Consider the following 17,144-nt stretch of genomic DNA (forward strand, 5'->3'; position numbering starts at 1 on the left):
TTTGACTGTTTTTTTTCAAAATTCGTCAATTCGCAAGATGCTGTTTCGTGAGTTCGAGTTGCTCCGACACGGCAGCAAACCCTGTCCCGCCGTAGCTAGTCCGGCGTGCTACTGCTTGAACCGGATCGAGGAGCGGATAGACGTCTTCTGTGATATCAGGATGGAACGTTTGATACGTCTCGAGGTTCAAATCCTTCAGGAAACAACCGTTCTGCACACAGTAAAGGACGGCTTTGCCGACGATTTCATGCGCTTCCCGGAACGGTATGCCTTTCGTTACAAGGTAGTCAGCGAGTTCCGTTGCATTCGAGAAGTCTTGCATTGTCGCCTTCTTGAGCGCTTCGGTCTTAAACGTCGCAGATTCAATCATTCCGGTGAAGATTTGAACGGATTGGAGAACGGTATCTGCTGTATCGAAGACCCCTTCCTTATCCTCTTGCATGTCTTTGTTGTAAGCGAGTGGTAATGCCTTCATCGTCGTCAAGAAGCCCATCAGATTGCCGTAGACGCGCCCCGTTTTCCCACGAATCAATTCAGCGAAATCAGGATTTTTCTTCTGTGGCATCATGCTCGACCCTGTCGAGAAAGCATCAGACAACTCGATGAAGCCAAATTCTTGCGATGCCCAGATGATGATTTCTTCACAAAAACGCGAGAGATGCATCATGACGGTCGAGGCGATCCCGAGGTATTCGATGACGAAATCGCGGTCGGAGACAGCGTCGAGACTGTTCGGATAGATTGACTCAAAACCGAGCAACTCGGCAGAACGGAAACGATCGATTGGGAATGTCGTCCCCGCGAGCGCGCCTGCCCCGAGCGGTGATTTCCGGATCCGCTTTTGATTATCCGTCAACCGTTCGACATCACGTTCGAACATCCAGAAATAAGCGAGCAAGTGATGCGCAAGCGAGATCGGTTGTGCCCGTTGCAAATGCGTATAACCTGGCATGACCGTCTCGATATGTTGCTCAGCTTGTTCCGTGATAACCGATTGGAGCTCGCGTAATGCCGTCGTCAACGCTTCAACATGTTGTTCCATCCATAGATGTAAATCCGTTGCGACCTGGTCATTTCGGCTCCGTGCCGTATGCAGTTTTCCTGCAACCGGACCAATCTGTTCCGTCAATAGACGCTCGAGATTCATGTGAATGTCTTCATCTGCTAGCGTATACACATGATCCGCTAACGTCGTTTCCAGTTGCTTCAGTCCTTGCTCGATTTGTGTCCACTCGTCTTGAGCGAGGATCCCTTGTTCAAATAGCATCTGCGCGTGTGCGAGACTGCCTTTTAAATCGACGCTCGCTAATTTTTGATCGAACGTGATCGATGCTCCGAAGGCTTCCGCTTGAGCGGAAGCACTTTCCGTAAAACGTCCACCCCAGAGTTTGGTCATTTCGTTACACCCGCCTGACGATGTACGCTCGCATGAGTCGAAACGGCAAGTCCGTGTAATTTGATGAAGCCTTTTGCTGCTTCATGATCGAACGCGTCTTCTTTCGTATACGTCGCAAGTTTCTCATCGTAGAGTGAGACAGCGGACTGACGACCTGTCACGGTTGCGTTTCCTTTGAACAGTTTAACGCGAACTTCTCCTGTGACGTCCTGTTGTGTCGCCGTCAGGAATGCTTTCAAGCCTTTTGTCAATGGTGCATGGAAGAGACCGTTATAGATCGTTTCTGCGTATTGTTTGCTGAGTAGTGGTTTGAAATGCGCGACGTCCTTCGTCAATGTAATCGTCTCGAGTGCAGCGTGAGCTTTGAGTAAAACCGTTGCTCCTGGGCACTCATAGACTTCCCGCGATTTGATACCGACGAGACGGTTCTCGACGTGGTCGATCCGTCCGACCCCATGTGCACCAGCGATGATGTTCAGTTCCGTGATCAGTTTCGCCAGTGGATATGTCGTTCCGTTGATCGAGACCGGAACACCTGCTTCAAAGCCAATGATGACTTCTTCTGCCTGATCCGGTGCGTCTTCTGGCGCTACTGTTAACGCGTAAGCGTCTTGTGGTGGCTCTGTCCAAGGGTTTTCTAGGACGCCACACTCGTTACTCCGTCCCCAGAGGTTCATGTCGATTGAGTATGGGCTGTCGAGGTTGATCGGGATCGGCACGTTGTTTTCTTTCGCATAGGCGATCTCTTCTTCCCGTGACCATTTCCATTCCCGAACCGGTGCGATGACTTCGAGTGATGGATCAAGTGCTGCGACCGAAACTTCGAACCGGACTTGGTCGTTCCCTTTTCCGGTACATCCGTGAGCAACCGCTGTTGCACCATGTTGATGCGCGACTTCGACGAGCTTTTCTGCGATCAACGGACGCGAAAGCGCTGAAATCAACGGATAGGCATTTTCGTAATGCGCGCCATATTGAAGTGCCGGTAATACGAAGTCTTGTGCGAATTCTTCTTTTACATCGAGGACGATCGATTCGATCGCACCGACGAGGAGTGCTTTTTCTTTAATGACGGATAAATCTTTTCCTTCTCCGACATCCATGCATAAGGCAATGACGTCATAGTCCTTGCTCAACCATTTAATGGCTACCGATGTATCAAGTCCCCCAGAGTACGCTAAGATCAATTTTTGTTTCGACATGTATAATTCCCTCCTGGTTTTAAATTCATCTGTCTGTATAAAAATTCATTATGAATTATATATATACATAGAAAACAAAAAAAAGAAACCCTTTTTGCAGGATTTCTTTCAAAATGACTTACATTTTTTTCTCCATCGTTCGGTGCGGGATGCCCGCATCATCGAATTCATCGGAGACGATCGTATACCCGAGTCCTTGATAAAACGGGATCGCTTGAACTTGTGCGCCGAGTGTTAGCAATTGCTTCCCTTCGCGACGTGCGACTCGTTCCATCGCCTGCATCAACTCGCCACCGTATCCTTTTCCTCGCGCTGTCGCTAGCGTCGCGACACGCTCTACCTTCATCCGTTGGTCGTCATATGGACGGGTACGACCCGTTGCGACCGGTCGACTCTGCTCATCGAGGACAAGCAGATGAATCGCTGTCTCATCGTGTGTATCGTATTCAAGATGACGTGGTACGCCTTGCTCCTCGACGAAGACACGCTCCCGGATCATCCGGACGGCTTGATGTTGTTCTGCTGTACGTACTTGAATGACTGTCATGACTGATATTCCTCCCGTAATCGATCGACATATGCCATCGCATCATCCCGATTCGTAAATTGTGCCTGTGCCTGAACCGCACTTCCTCCGCCTCGCCCGTTAAATGTTTGGACATGTGCTTTAGCGAACTTCCCGAGATGGGGTTCACCTGGACTACTCATCAGTAACTTGTTCGTCGTCGCATTCCAGACGACGCCGACGCGTCCCGCTTCTTGAATCGCTTTAGCAAGCTGCTCGGATATTTTGATTTCTTCATCCAGATGTTCGAACACAAGAATGCCTTCTTGTTGTTCTAGAGCATGAGCGAGTGTAAACGTTGCGAGTTGTTCCTGGGCGTGTTCGATCTGTTTCGTTAAGCGTTTCTGCTCTTCTTGTAACGCTTGGACGGCTTCTAGCATTTGAACTGGTTTGACCGACAAGGCTTGCGCCGCTTCCCGTAAGGCTCGTCGTTCTGCCTGAACGAGTTGGTATGCCCGTTCCTTCGCGACATAGGACAGACGAATATTTCCACGAACCCGCTCGACTCCGGTAAAGAGAATCGACTCGAGCTGTGCCGTTGAATCAAGATGCGTCCCACCACAGGCACTATAATCGAGTGTGCCGATTTGAACGACACGAATTCGTCCTTCAACTTGTGGTGTTTTTCGTAATGGTAAGCGTAGAGCTTCCGCCTCGTCATACTCTGTCGCCGTGATCGGTAATCCTTGTTCAATCACATGTCGTAATCGTCGATCCAGCTGTTCTTGTTGCATAGTTGTCCATTCAGGTGTCTCGATATCAAGCGTCGAGACCTCACTTCCCGTCCGAAAACTGAGTGTCTTGATATTTGATTCATCTTGTAGGATTGCAGAGATGACATGTTGTGCCGTATGCTGCGCCGCATGATCGATTCGGACTGCGTCATCTACGATACCGGTGACGTCACCTGTGAGCGGCGTCGCCAGTTGGTGCCAGACGACACCGTCTTCGATTTGAACGTCAAGGACCGGTTGGTCGTTCAATGTTCCACGATCCGCCGGCTGTCCACCGCTCTCCGGATAGAAGTAACTTTTCTCTAAAGCAACCCAATAACCATCTACTTGTTTTGTTGCACGAATGGATGTCTGAAAGGTTCGGACATCGGATTCTATTTGTTCGGGGCGCATACCTCGACCACCTTTCTCTGTCAGTTTCACTCTGTATTATGCCATATTTCATCCAGAATCGTTTGTCGGCTTGCCTTTTTCCTAGTACACTAGACGAAAGACTACCGATCGCGAAGGGACGAAATGCCGTGATTCAGCATATCAATAAAAATTCACCACTCCCCATCTACTATCAAATCGAAGCTGCCTTAAAACAACAAATCGAAAGCGGTGTTCTTCAACCTGGCGATCTGATCCCGTCCGAGCGCGAATTTGCGGAAGCGCACCAAATCAGCCGAATGACGGTCCGACAAGCCATTTCAAACTTGGTCAACGCCGGTTACTTGATTCGTCAAAAAGGACGTGGAACATTCGTCGCGAATAAAAAAATCGTCATGCAACTGTCTGGATTGACGAGTTTCTCGGAAGAGATGGAGCACTTAGGTTTAGAACCGACGAGTGCGCTACTTTCCTATCAAATCATCGACGCCTCGATGACGATTGCCAATAAGCTACGGATTCGCGAAGGGGCATCGGTGTATGAACTGAAACGTTTACGAATTGCTGATGAGCAAGCGCTTGCCCTTGAGACCGTCTATATCCCGGAACAGCTCTTACCTGGACTCGATCAAGACGTCGCGACCGCATCGCTCTATGCATTTGCAGAAGCGAGCGGATTAAATCTTGGGCGTGCGAGTCAAACGTTCGAATCACGCCTGGCAACGAAGGAAGAGGCGGGCCATCTTGGTCTATCGACCGCTTCGCCTGTCTTATCTGTCGAGCAACTGACGTATCTTACAACGGAGCAACCGTTTGAATATGTCATCTCTGCTTACCGAGGAGACCGCTATACCTTCACCGTCGAAATGGAACGACAACGCTAAAAATCCCCTTGTATCGTCGTATAGTGACAATGATACAAGGGGATTTTTAGCGTATATTATTGAGCAGGAACGGCTTCTGTTTCCGTCACTGGTTCTTCTGTCGTGCTTTGTGCCGGGTCTGTCTCTTCCTTGATCGGTTCGACTTCTTGACCTTGCATCGCTTTTGCTAAGTTACTTTTCACTTGCTCCAATTGATTCGGATCGAGGTGATACTCCCATTTCCCGCTGATACCAATATAACCTTCTCCAGCGAGTTGGTACTCCGTCGTGTTACGTAACGCTGCTGTGAAATCTGCTAAGCGTGTATAATCGTTCGGACCTAAATTCGTTTCGACGTTATCACCGACAGCATCCAAAATATCACGGTATGCACTGAGGGAACGGAAACTTGCCGCTTCTTTGGCGACCGCTTGAATGACTTGCATCTGTTTTTGACCGCGTCCGATATCACCGAGCGGATCATCATGACGGTTCCGGACGTAAGCAAGTGCTTGCTCTCCTGTTAAATGTTGCATACCTTTATCAACAGTGACAGTACCGGCTTTACGTTTTGAATCTTGCTCTTTGAACGCATATCGTACATCGATGTCTACGCCGTCCAATGCATCAATCAATTGAACGAATCCTTGGAAATTAACTTTAACGACGTGATCGATTTGAATACCGAGCAGGTTTTCTGTCGTTTCACGCGCTAATTTAATCCCATTATAGGAATTCGATTTATCCATCGAACCGAAGTAATGGGCATGGGTGATTTTATCTTGCTCAACACCTGTCTTACCATAAGGTACATCGTATTTCGAATAATCGATGTTCACGAGTGAATCACGCGGAATACTCGTCAACACTAATTGTTCCGTTTTTTTATTTAAGATCCCGACGATCATGACATCTGATCGCGCCGGTTCATTTCGTTCTTTACTTTTTTTCGTTTCATCCGTTCCAAGAATCAAGAACGATTCAGACGGAACATCATCATATTTAGAGCTCACCTTCGAGCCGGGAATGTTAATCTGCGTCTTTGCCAATGTTTCTTGCGTTTTAATAAAAACAGCTCCAGCATATCCAGAACCGATGATTGTGACAAGCAGGACGAGTGCAGCGATGACTTTCATGAACATCTTGCCAGCACTTGGCTGTCTCTTTCGTGCGGATCGCGTTTCCATCATGTAAACCCTCATTTTCATGTAAATTTTCCGTAAAGTTCGCTAATCTCCATTATCCGGACATTTAATGAAATGTCAATTTACGTTTCGATTAAAGAAATTGTATGGAATCGTTGCACTGAAAAAATCATGGACCCTTAGTGCGCTGTATCATGAGATTGAATGATCTTGGTATATGTCCTGTTGATGCCTTTCTATCAAAATAAAAAATCGCTTGAGACTAGGCTCAACAGAATCAAAAAAAGGAATAGAGTCAATCCAATGATTGTCTCTATCCCTTTTGATTCATCGCTCTTCCATCGTCATACTTTCATGAAATTCAGATAAGCCGCTCGTCCTGTACGTTTAGCGTCATCTGACAATAAAGATGCAGCTTCTTCGTCCAAGATCACCATGACATCAGCATGACGCTTGAGTACAGTTGCTGGACAATCCGTTGTTGCGACACCTTCCATCATATCGCGAACCGCTTCTGCCTTTCGTTCACTAGAAGCAACGAGAAGAATCTTTTTCGCTTCCATGATCGTACCGATTCCCATCGTGATCGCCTTCGTCGGTACTTCTTCTAATCGATCAAAGAATCGTTGGTTCGCTTCTCGTGTCGACTCTGTCAATTCCGTTACGTGTGTCTTAGCATCGAACGGTGTACCTGGTTCATTGAAGGCGATGTGTCCATTCGCTCCGATTCCAAGTAATTGAATGTCGATTCCTCGATTGCGGACGAGCGCTTCATATCGTTCACTTTCGCGCACGGGATCTTCTGTGTCCCCGATTGGAACGAATGATTCCTTAAACGCGACATCTTTGAATAGATGCTCTTGCATGAACGTATGATAACTTTGTGGATGCTCTGGGCTGAGACCGACATATTCGTCTAGATTAACCGTCGTCACATGTCGACAATCGAGCGAATTCTTCCGCCATTCTTCATAAACGCCGACCGGTGAACTTCCCGTTGCCAGTCCTACCGTCAAACCTTCCGGGTGACGCTCAATTTCCTGTTTCAAAAATTGATAGGCCACCTGTGCTAATTCTTCTCCTTTTTCTACGATCATCCATTTCATGAGGTAGACTCCTTTCCGTTCGTGATCCGGTGTCGCGTACCACGATGAATCGTTTCTTGAATGTGTAGCGCTTCGTCGAGCAGGACGATGTCCGCATCCTTGCCGACCGAGAGGCTTCCCTTTTGAGTCAATTGAAATTCTTTTGCCGCATTGACCGATGTCATGCGAACCGCTTCTTCGAGCGAACAGCCTGTATAGGCGATGATATTCCGTAAGGCGGCGTCCATCGTTAAGACACTTCCAGCTAAGCTACCGTTTTCAAGACGTGCCGCACCGTCTCGAACGAATACAGCCTGACCACCTAACTCATATTCACCATCAGCTAATCCTTTTGCACGCATCGCATCCGTGATGACGATCAGTCGATCTGCGCCTTTCATTCGGTAGGCGAAGTCTACCATTTCTGGCGCACTGTGAATCCCATCCGGAATGATCTCCGCATAGACGTCTGGTGTCAGGAGGCAATATCCGACCGTGCCTGGTTCCCGGTGATGAAGTGCCCGCATTTGATTGTAGAGGTGGGTACCATGCGTGACGTGACCGGCTTGGTTTTGGGCATACGTCGCGTCTGTATGTCCGGCTGACGGAATCGCACCCGTCAAGCGCACCGCTTCTTCGAACGCCCGTGCTCCCGGGCGTTCCGGAGCGTATGTGACGAGCTTGATCGTGTTCCCTGCTGCTTTTTGCCATTTCAAGAACTGCTCGACATCCGGTTCGACGATATGTTCGTGAGGCTGTGCACCCGCATAATCCGGATTGATGAATGGTCCTTCAAGATGAACGCCGACGATCGTTGTATCGTCTTGCGCTACGACTTCTCGGACCGTCTCAAGCGCGCGTGTGATATTTCCCCAGTCCTGAGTAATCGTCGTCGCTAAAAATGATGTCACACCTTCTTGTAACATCTGTCGGCTGAAATGACGCAACCTCTCGGCATCTCCATCCATGACATCGACATCATATCCCCCATGAATATGCACATCGATCATTCCCGGAATGAGTGATTGATACTGCGCATCGATCATCTCTTCTCCTGCGATTTCCTCGAATTTCGACATGGGTCCAATCGCCTCGATTGTTCGGTCAAAACGAATGAAGCCGTCTTCAATCGTCTGCTCTCCCGTGTAAATCCGAGCATTGATGATCACTGTCATCTGGCATCTTCCTTTCTCTATCCGTTCCATGACTTGCTTCCGTATCTAGTATAACGCGATTAATTCTAGTTGTATAGACCTTTGTACATTTAAAAGAAATTATAAAAGGACGATCCCGCATATCCGTAGATATAGGGTCGCCCTTTGTATACCCGTCGATTGCCGACTTCATGCGTCAGTCGATCATGGTAATAAAATCCGGTCTTTCTTTCGAGAAATCAGACGCGTTGCTTTTAAGATTGCCATCGGTAACGATTGACGCTTGCGGTAAGCAAGATATCGTCCTTCCCATTTTGGATCGTACTTTTCTTTGTATCGTCGTAGACCGGTGAAACTATACATGTAGCGAATATTATTGAAGACATCCGCTGCCACACGTTCTTGCCAGAAGGACGTCTCGTCCTCTCCGACGGACGAAAGCGGAGCCATTCCCATGTTGAACGTATGGTAGCCTTCATCTTTCGCATACTCGAATAGTCGGATGAACATCGCATCCATGATTCCATTCGGTCCATCTGGTCGAAAACGCATCAAGTCAATCGATAGGACCCCTTCTTGGTAAGCAGGCATGAATGTCATGAACCCGATCAATCGTCCTTCCGCTTCACGCATGATGCCGATCGGTGCCCGGTTTAAATAAGGTTCGTGGAAGTAACCGAGCGAGAAACCTTTCTCGGACTTCCCTCCTAACCATTCGTCGGAGACCTCTTGTAGTTCTGCTAATAGAGTTCCTGAAATAGGTGGCTCGACTACTTCGAACGTCATGCCCTCTCGTTCAAAGCGATTTTTAATCGACCGAAGTCCAGCTCGTTTTTTTCCTGATACAGTGAAAGATGGAATATCAACGATCGCTTCTTCACCAAGTTTGAAGAAGTTGAAGCCAAAATCATGATAGAGAGACATATTTTGCGCTTGAATTTGATAGATGTTCGGAATATATCCAAGATCTTCGACGCGACGCAAGAAAGACGCGATGACTTGTGAATGTTCCTTCGGATCTCCACTAGGGTCGCCAAGGACCATGATCCGATTGCCGGTCTGACTGAACTGGATGAATGAACGTCCTGTTTCGGAGAAGAAGAAACGTTTATCACCTAGAAACGCGAGATGGCTTAAATAATTCCCACCCTGCTCACGCAACACCAACTCGATCTTTTCAGCATCGAATCGCTCACCGAGAACCGGTTGATTGAATGTATTGAATAAGCGGATGAAGACGAGAACATAAACGAGCGCAAAGATAGAGGCACTCGCTGCAAACATGAAAATTTCATGTGCCGGATACACTTTTGTTCCGTCTGCTGATCCGAGTGTATAGAAGGCGTATCCAAAAAATACGAATCCTCCAATGTACAATAGACCAGCGAAGGCAACCCGGATGAACCGTGTCGTCGTAATGAGCGTTCGTTCTCGGTGAAATGCTTTTCGCGACATCAGTAGCAAGACGAGAACGATGATGACGGCAAGGAAAGAAATCAAGTTAAAACCACGAAGTGCCATTCCAATCAAGGCGAAAAAAGATGCCCCGTACATCATATATAACGACCGTTTTGTTCGACGATACAGTGCTGTCGATAAGAGGACGAACAATAAGCCGCCCATCAAGAAGAAACTATTCGCGAGTAACAGCGCTTCATGCGGTAATTTCGATTCCAAATATTCATATTGCGTCGAGACAGGTGGTAAAATCGCCAATCCCCAGATCGTGATCCCGGCAACGAGTGTGATCAATGCGAGTGTGAAATGACGAATTTTACTGAGGAATCGCAGTTGTAAGCGCCAAATGACGCCCCCGACCTCCATCGATGGACCAACGATCGGTTTGTCTTCGATCATCTTGACGACCGGACCGCTGAACTCCCGAGCTGAGAAAATGACACCGATCAGGAACGGAATCAAGTAGTAGACAAGACGGTAGATCAATAATCCTGTCAAGACGATGCCTTCCTCGACACCCGCACGCTGCATGCCGATCAAAAACACTAAGTCAAACGAACCAAACCCACCCGGTACCATCGAGATCAAACCGGCTGTCGCAGCGATGATGAAAACACCGATGACTTTTGAGAAACTAACATCCGTTCCGAGCGCTGCCAAGATCAGATAGACGACAACGCCAGCACTGAACCATTCTGCGAGTGAAACGAGTGAATATAACGCAATCGATTTCGGATGGATGCTACTATTGCCTCGTCGAAACGAGAACAGCAGATAGAGTGGAAAGAAGAATGCGACACCAATGATGACGGGCCACAGCCATTTTTTTAAATCGAGCACTTCAAACGCCGGAAAAACGTGTAGAAGCGATAAGGCAGATAAGATGGACAATCCACTGATCAACGTCGGTGCCATCCAGCCGATCGCCTTCAACAAACGACCGCCTTCAACGAATGGTCGATAAAGAGCGGAGCGGATCGCCATCCCAGCGAGACCACCGAATCCGATGATGCCGTTAAAGGAGTTCGCAATCCAGGATGCTCGGAAAATCAGTCCGATCGGTGCTTTCGCCTCCAATGAACGTAATAAGAAGAAGTCATAAAAGAACATCGTCGAGACGGCCGCAAGACCTGCGAGAATCAACAGGATGAATTGCCAAGATGGGACTTGACGAATCGCTTGAATCGACTCCTGTAGCGATAAACTACGCAATTCGTTTTGTCCTTGATAAAAAATGAATCCAATCAAGACGATCGGCAAGATGATCTTCGCAATCGTCATGATGCGTTGTTTTGAGAATTTCAAGCTGCCAGCCTCCTTGATTTACGGATTAAGTGCATAAGACGAACAAGTAGTAGCGTTGCTCCGACCGCAAGACCGATGATCAATCCCCACCAGTAACCATCTGGTCCGAGCGTCGTATAGCGTTCGAGATAAAAACCTAATGGTAGTCCAATGACCCAGTAGGCAGCAATCGTCAACAAGAAGGTGACATTGACATCCTTGAATCCACGTAATGCACCTTGCGTCGGTGCAGCAACGGCATCCGACAGTTGAAAGAAAATCGCTAAAATCATGAAGTGTGCGGCTGCTTCGATGACTTGAGGATCACGACTATACAAAGCGGCAAGTTCTTCATTCTTTAAGTACAATAAGATCCCAGAGAACAAGGAGACGGCAACACACATCGTCAATCCAATGACAACGTACTGGACAGCGTCCTTGATCCGTTTGGCACCGACCTCAAAACCGACTGTGATCGTCAAAGCGGACGCAGCAGATAATGGAATCATATAGACAAACGAAGCGAAGTTAATGGCCGCTTGATAGGCACCGATGATGACATCGCCGTACGCTCCGAGCAGCAACGTGACCGCCGAGAAAATACTGACTTCAGAAAAAATCGCAAGACCAATCGGGGCACCGAGTAGAATCAATTCCTTGATTCGCTTCATGTCTGGACGGTAAAAGCGCCGCAGAATCCCAAGGCGTTGAAATAACTCTCCTTTAAAGACGACAGCGATGATCGCTAGACAAAGAATCCAGTACGTGATGGCAGTCGCAACTCCCGCGCCCACTCCACCAAGTTCCGGAAAACCGAAGCTTCCGAAGATGAATAGATAATTGAAAAGGACGTTAATGGGTAAAGAGATTAGTAGTAAGACCATCGTGATATTTGATTTGCCTAATGAATCGACGAGTGTTCGTAACACGAAGAAAACGAACATCGGTACGATTCCGAGTGCTAACATCACGAGGTAATTTCGCGCGACTTCACGCGCCTCTGCTGATAACTCCATCCGTTCGAGAATCGGATTGACAGCAATAAGTCCGATGACGACAGTCAAACCAATGATCACGACAGCAACGTACAACGCCTGCATGACGATTCGTTTGACTTCCCGCTCGCGTTTCGCTCCCATCGCTTGGGAAACGAGCGGTGCGACGGCAAGTAGAATACCGGTCAGTCCTGTGTAGACGGGTGCCCAGAGACTTGCTCCGACCCCGACGCCTGCTAAATCAGCAGAACCATATCGACCGGCCATGACCGTATCGAAAAAACTAATTAAGTAAAACGCGACTTGCGTTACGAGGATCGGAAAGAAAATTTTCATGAATTGCTTCATCTTTCCTGAGAACGTAACTGTTTCTAACATGTTTCCACCACATTTCAGGAGGTGTCCTCCTTAATTTTAAAACCTAGCACTCTTGAACTCTTACGAAAATAATCCGAGGAGGGATTCATCTCATGAACCATCGAGATACTGAAAAGCTGACTTTCGAACTGCTTGAGACATGGTCGACCTTCAATCATTATGCCAAAGAGGCTCAAACGTTTGAAAATCCGGAAGATGTCCATCAAGCGCGGATTCGGTTACGGAAACTAATCACCTTCGCCCGATTGGTCGATTTAACGGAGGAACCCGTTTATTTGATTTGGAAGCGGCTGATGCATGCTTTCGGCGAAGTCCGTGACCTCGACGTACAACTCGAAGCAACCTCAAACAAAACAGAAATCGATCAGTTATTCGCGAACCATGTCGCTCTGCAACTTCAAGGGAAACGTTCGACTTTAATCGAGACGATGCATCTCTTGATCTCCAATGAACTGGATCGATCCGTTCGTCGCTTTTTAGCCGGTCCGATGACAAAGCGCCTCAAACGGATGTCAGAAAAAGAGCTGATTCAGGCCGCTGAGAAACGCTATGAAAAAAAACGTGAACAATTTGAAAAAGTGCAACGAAAGGATGGAACGAAGCGTGTCGAACGGATGCATGAATTACGGCTTGCTACAAAAGCATACCGTTATACGGTCGAGTATCTTCGTCCCTACACGCATCAACCGAAGTCTGCTGTCGATCGTCTAAAGGCAACCCAGACACGACTCGGACACATCAATGACACGTATCAGCGATTAGAAAGATGGCGCTCTTTCGAGGTTCCATCTGCTTATCAAGAAGAGCGTTTGCGTCAGATCAAGCGGTTAGAGGACGAACTACGTTCTGCGCTTGATCAGATTGAAATCGCTCATGGATGACGTTGAACGAGTAATTCCAGCATCTTTGTTCCGGCAATCGAGTTCCCTTTGGCATCAAGCGATGGTCCAAAGACACCGATTCCGAGATCGGCCATATCGAAATCACTTCGACCGCAAGCAACGACTGCACCGGAAACACCACTTTTTCCTGGAAGCCCGACTTGGACGGAAAATTCTCCAGATGCATCGTACATGCCACACGTCGTCATGATTGCTCGAATGATTCGTGCGTTCCGACGTGAAATGACTTGGCGTCCTGATGGCGTCTTACCGGATGTACTCAAAATTTTCCCCATCATGGCAAGTCCTTTACAGTTCGTCAAAATCGCACATTGTTTCGTATAGACGTCGATGATTTCTTCGACATTGCCTTCGATGACACCGTGATAGCGCATGAAGTAGAGCAACGCCCGATTCAAATCCGTCGTTTCGAATTCTGATTCAGCGACATCTGCGTCATATTTTACCATTTCTACTTCAATATCCAATAGCTTTGCGATGAATTGACGCAATTGAAGTAATTTATCGGCAGCATCCGTTCCCGGTAGCATACTCGTCACGGCTAGTGCCCCTGCATTGATCATTGGATTGAGCGGTTTTGTCGGAATCGTCTCTTCAAGTTTTGCGATCGAATTGAACGCATCGCCTGTCGGTTCCATCCCGACTTTTGAAAAAACATAATCTTCTCCGAATGTCTCGAGAACGAATGCGAGCGTGATGATCTTCGATACACTCTGTAGTGTAAACATCGTATCCGCATCACCTGCCGAAACGAACGTCCCGTCGGCATTACAGACGGCGATTCCGAGTTGTGTCGGATCAACCTTCGCAAGCTCTGGAATATAACTGGCGACTTGTCCAAGCACTGTATACGGACGGCATTCTTCAATCAACTCCTCGAGTTGGGCTTGTGTAACATTCATGGCGTTCCCTCTTTCTCTTTTTTTCTAGCTTATCACGCATCTGACGAATACGGATATGGTTCTTCCGTAAACGCTACAAGGAGTCGACTCGTTTCAGCCGAGTCGACTCCTTTTTCTAGCATCTGCTTCATCCGTGGACGACTAGTTCGCCGTCTTCTACGTCAATCGCAATCCGGGCGCCATCTTGAATCGCCCCACTGATCAAGGCACGGGCAAGTTTCGTCTCAATCGTTCGTTGCATATAACGATTGATTGGACGCGCCCCGTATTGTGGTTCGAAGGCTTCTTCGAAAATCAACGTCTTCGCAGCATCCGTGACATCAATCGTAATGCCACGTCCAGATAAACGTGAACTCATTTTCTCGACCGCTTTGTCGATGATTCGTTCGATTTCCGTCCGGTGGAGTGGATGGAATAAAATCGTATCATCGATCCGGTTCAAGAACTCCGGTCGGAAGTGGCGCTTCAGTTCTTGGCGAACGGCTTCCTCTTCCGCTGCATCGATGACACCATCTTTGGCGGCTTCAAGCAGGATGGGTGCTCCGATGTTTGACGTCATGATGACGATCGTGTTTTTGAAGTCGACGACCCGTCCTTGCGCATCCGTCAATCGACCATCGTCGAGCAACTGAAGCAAAATATTAAAGACGTCGCCGTGCGCTTTTTCGATCTCATCGAACAACAGAACCGAATACGGACTCCGTCGAACGGCTTCCGTCAATTGACCGCCTTCTTCATAACCGACGTATCCCGGAGGCGCACCGACGAGACGGGAGACATTGTGTTTTTCCATATACTCCGACATATCGATGCGGACGATGTGATCTTCACTATCGAACATCGCGGCTGCCAAGGCTTTTGCGAGTTCTGTCTTCCCGACCCCTGTCGGACCGAGGAACAAGAACGAGCCAATCGGGCGGTTCGGATCCTTGATGCCTGCTCGCGCTCGAATGACAGCGTCCGCGACGAGACGGACCGCTTCGTCTTGACCGAAGACACGCTCATGAAGCGTATCTTCAAGATAAAGTAATTTTTCCCGTTCGCCCTGCGCAAGCCGCGTCACTGGAATGCCGGTCCATTTCGAAACGATGTCGGATATCTCTTCTTCCGTCACCGCTTCTCGAACGAGTTCGTGTGAGACGTGTTCAGATGACTCTTCCGCGACTTTCAGACGTGCCTCAAGATCCGGAATTTGACCGTACTTGATTTCCGATGCTCGGTTCAAATCATAGCGCCCTTCCGCTTCTTGTAACGCCAGTTTTGCCTTCTCAAGATCCGCACGTAACTGCTGGACACTTTGCGAACTCTCTTTTTCTCGTTCCCATCGTGTCCGAAGCGCACTCTCGTCTTCTCGGACAGAGCTGAGTTCTTGCTGTAAGACGGCAAGTCGTTTCCGAGATGCTTCATCCGTTTCTTTTTTTAACGCCGCTTCCTCGATTTCGAGCTGCATGACCCGACGAACGAGTGAATCGAGCTCAGCTGGCATCGACTCCATATCGGTCCGAATCATCGCACATGCTTCATCAACGAGATCGATCGCCTTATCCGGCATGAACCGATCCGTAATATACCGATCGGATAACATCGCCGCCGCGACGAGCGCATTGTCATGAATCCGTACACCGTGGTGAATCTCAAACCGTTCTTTTAGTCCACGCAGAATGGAGATCGTATCCTCGACATCTGGTTCCGCGACGAGGACTTGTTGGAAGCGACGTTCGAGCGCCGGATCCTTTTCGATATACTTCCGGTACTCATCCAGCGTCGTCGCACCGATACAGTGCAATTCTCCTCGCGCAAGCATCGGTTTGAGCATGTTTCCGGCATCCATTGCGCCGTCCGTCTTCCCGGCACCGACAATCGTATGCAGCTCATCGATGAATAAGAGAATTTGTCCTTCGGCTTCCTTGACTTCATTCAAGACTGCTTGCAGTCGCTCTTCGAACTCACCACGGTATTTCGCACCAGCGACGAGCGCACTCATGTCTAAACTGAACAACTGCTTGTTCTTCAGACTCTCCGGTACATCTCCTCGGACGATCCGTTGCGCGAGTCCTTCAACGATTGCCGTTTTCCCGACGCCGGGTTCTCCAATCAAGACGGGATTGTTCTTTGTCTTCCGACTCAAAATCCGGATGACACGTCGAATCTCATCATCACGGCCGATGACCGGGTCTGTTTTCCCAGACCGGAAATCCGCTACGAGATCACGTCCATATTTTTTCAGCACATCAAACGTCTCTTCGGGATTTTTCGTCGTGACCTTCCGATTGCCTCGCATACTGACGATCGCTTCTCGGAGTGTCTCTTCCGTGATGCCTTGACGACGTAAATATTGAGCTGCTGGACTTGATTGTTTGATCAATGCTAGCAATAAGTGTTCGACGGAGACATAGTCATCCTGCATGAGACGTGCTTCCGTCTCTGCTTCCGTCAACACGTTCAGCAACGAGCTACCGATCCGAGGCGTCGTCGCCTGGGACAAAGCAGGAAGTTTACCAATCGCCTCGTCAATCGCTCCATTCAATGTCTCAATCCGTTGATTCAGCTTTTCAAAGACGACTCGTGCAATCCCTTCTTCTTGAGCAAGTAAGGCAAGTAACAAATGCCATTCTGTGATTTCACTATGACGACGTTGTTTCGCGATCGCTTGGGCAGAGACGATTCCCTCGTGTGCCCGATCCGTTAAACGTTCAAAATCCATCCTTG

Annotated in this window: 13 protein-coding genes; 2 read left to right on the top strand and 11 right to left on the bottom strand. The window is 48.4% G+C overall.

From position 1 onward, the window contains the following. Positions 1-25 precede the first annotated feature (25 nt). The 4 genes from argH to KNQ06_RS15385 form a co-directional block, all read right to left on the bottom strand. Positions 26-1,396, bottom strand: a complete 1,371-nt coding sequence (argH, locus tag KNQ06_RS15370) for an argininosuccinate lyase (protein WP_215148722.1) — start codon at positions 1,394-1,396, stop codon at positions 26-28. After that, positions 1,393-2,598 (bottom strand): argininosuccinate synthase, encoded by a 1,206-nt coding sequence (locus KNQ06_RS15375; RefSeq protein ID WP_050678063.1) that lies wholly within the window; start codon positions 2,596-2,598, stop codon positions 1,393-1,395. Before KNQ06_RS15375 ends, argH begins: the two co-directional genes overlap by 4 nt. A gap of 118 nt (positions 2,599-2,716) precedes the next feature. Then, positions 2,717-3,145 carry a GNAT family N-acetyltransferase gene (locus tag KNQ06_RS15380; RefSeq protein WP_023467111.1) on the bottom strand — a complete coding sequence of 143 codons (429 nt, stop codon included), beginning with the start codon at positions 3,143-3,145 and terminating at the stop codon, positions 2,717-2,719. Continuing rightward, positions 3,142-4,290, bottom strand: a complete 1,149-nt coding sequence (locus tag KNQ06_RS15385; RefSeq protein WP_215148724.1) for an alanyl-tRNA editing protein — start codon at positions 4,288-4,290, stop codon at positions 3,142-3,144. Before KNQ06_RS15385 ends, KNQ06_RS15380 begins: the two co-directional genes overlap by 4 nt. 128 nt (positions 4,291-4,418) lie before the next feature. Between KNQ06_RS15385 and phnF the strand changes: the two genes are divergently transcribed. Next, complete coding sequence (phnF, locus tag KNQ06_RS15390; protein ID WP_029340766.1) at positions 4,419-5,153, top strand: phosphonate metabolism transcriptional regulator PhnF; 735 nt, start codon at positions 4,419-4,421, stop codon at positions 5,151-5,153. A gap of 56 nt (positions 5,154-5,209) precedes the next feature. On the opposite strand, the gene KNQ06_RS15395 is transcribed toward phnF, so the two are convergent. The 5 genes from KNQ06_RS15395 to KNQ06_RS15415 all read right to left on the bottom strand — a co-directional run bounded on the left by KNQ06_RS15395 (position 5,210) and on the right by KNQ06_RS15415 (position 12,631). Beyond that, positions 5,210-6,322 (bottom strand): LCP family protein, encoded by a 1,113-nt coding sequence (locus KNQ06_RS15395; RefSeq protein WP_231681811.1) that lies wholly within the window; start codon positions 6,320-6,322, stop codon positions 5,210-5,212. Between the two features lie 299 nt (positions 6,323-6,621). Continuing rightward, positions 6,622-7,383: a glucosamine-6-phosphate deaminase gene (gene nagB, locus KNQ06_RS15400; RefSeq protein ID WP_215148726.1), complete on the bottom strand. Its 762-nt coding sequence runs from the start codon at positions 7,381-7,383 to the stop codon at positions 6,622-6,624. Beyond that, on the bottom strand, positions 7,380-8,537 hold the full coding sequence (nagA, locus tag KNQ06_RS15405; RefSeq protein ID WP_215148728.1) for an N-acetylglucosamine-6-phosphate deacetylase: 1,158 nt from the start codon (positions 8,535-8,537) through the stop codon (positions 7,380-7,382). The genes nagB and nagA overlap by 4 nt, the downstream gene beginning before the upstream one ends. A gap of 183 nt (positions 8,538-8,720) precedes the next feature. Further along, positions 8,721-11,279, bottom strand: a complete 2,559-nt coding sequence (gene mprF / locus KNQ06_RS15410) for a bifunctional lysylphosphatidylglycerol flippase/synthetase MprF (RefSeq protein WP_133208502.1) — start codon at positions 11,277-11,279, stop codon at positions 8,721-8,723. Then, positions 11,276-12,631 carry an MATE family efflux transporter gene (locus KNQ06_RS15415; RefSeq protein WP_058265717.1) on the bottom strand — a complete coding sequence of 452 codons (1,356 nt, stop codon included), beginning with the start codon at positions 12,629-12,631 and terminating at the stop codon, positions 11,276-11,278. Before KNQ06_RS15415 ends, mprF begins: the two co-directional genes overlap by 4 nt. 92 nt (positions 12,632-12,723) lie before the next feature. Between KNQ06_RS15415 and KNQ06_RS15420 the strand changes: the two genes are divergently transcribed. Continuing rightward, complete coding sequence (locus KNQ06_RS15420; RefSeq protein WP_149426803.1) at positions 12,724-13,512, top strand: CHAD domain-containing protein; 789 nt, start codon at positions 12,724-12,726, stop codon at positions 13,510-13,512. Here KNQ06_RS15420 and glsA read toward each other — a convergent pair. Together glsA and clpB are read right to left on the bottom strand one after the other, a co-directional pair. Next, positions 13,503-14,435 carry a glutaminase A gene (gene glsA / locus KNQ06_RS15425; RefSeq protein WP_023467099.1) on the bottom strand — a complete coding sequence of 311 codons (933 nt, stop codon included), beginning with the start codon at positions 14,433-14,435 and terminating at the stop codon, positions 13,503-13,505. The two genes, KNQ06_RS15420 and glsA, sit on opposite strands and share 10 nt — an antisense overlap. Positions 14,436-14,562: 127 nt before the next feature. Continuing rightward, positions 14,563-17,139, bottom strand: coding sequence for an ATP-dependent chaperone ClpB (gene clpB, locus KNQ06_RS15430; protein WP_214806208.1), 2,577 nt, complete (start codon positions 17,137-17,139; stop codon positions 14,563-14,565). Positions 17,140-17,144: the final 5 nt, after the last annotated feature.

The sequence above is a fragment of the Exiguobacterium sp. s91 genome (assembly GCF_018618915.1).
GTDB lineage: Bacteria > Bacillota > Bacilli > Exiguobacteriales > Exiguobacteriaceae > Exiguobacterium_A > Exiguobacterium_A abrahamii.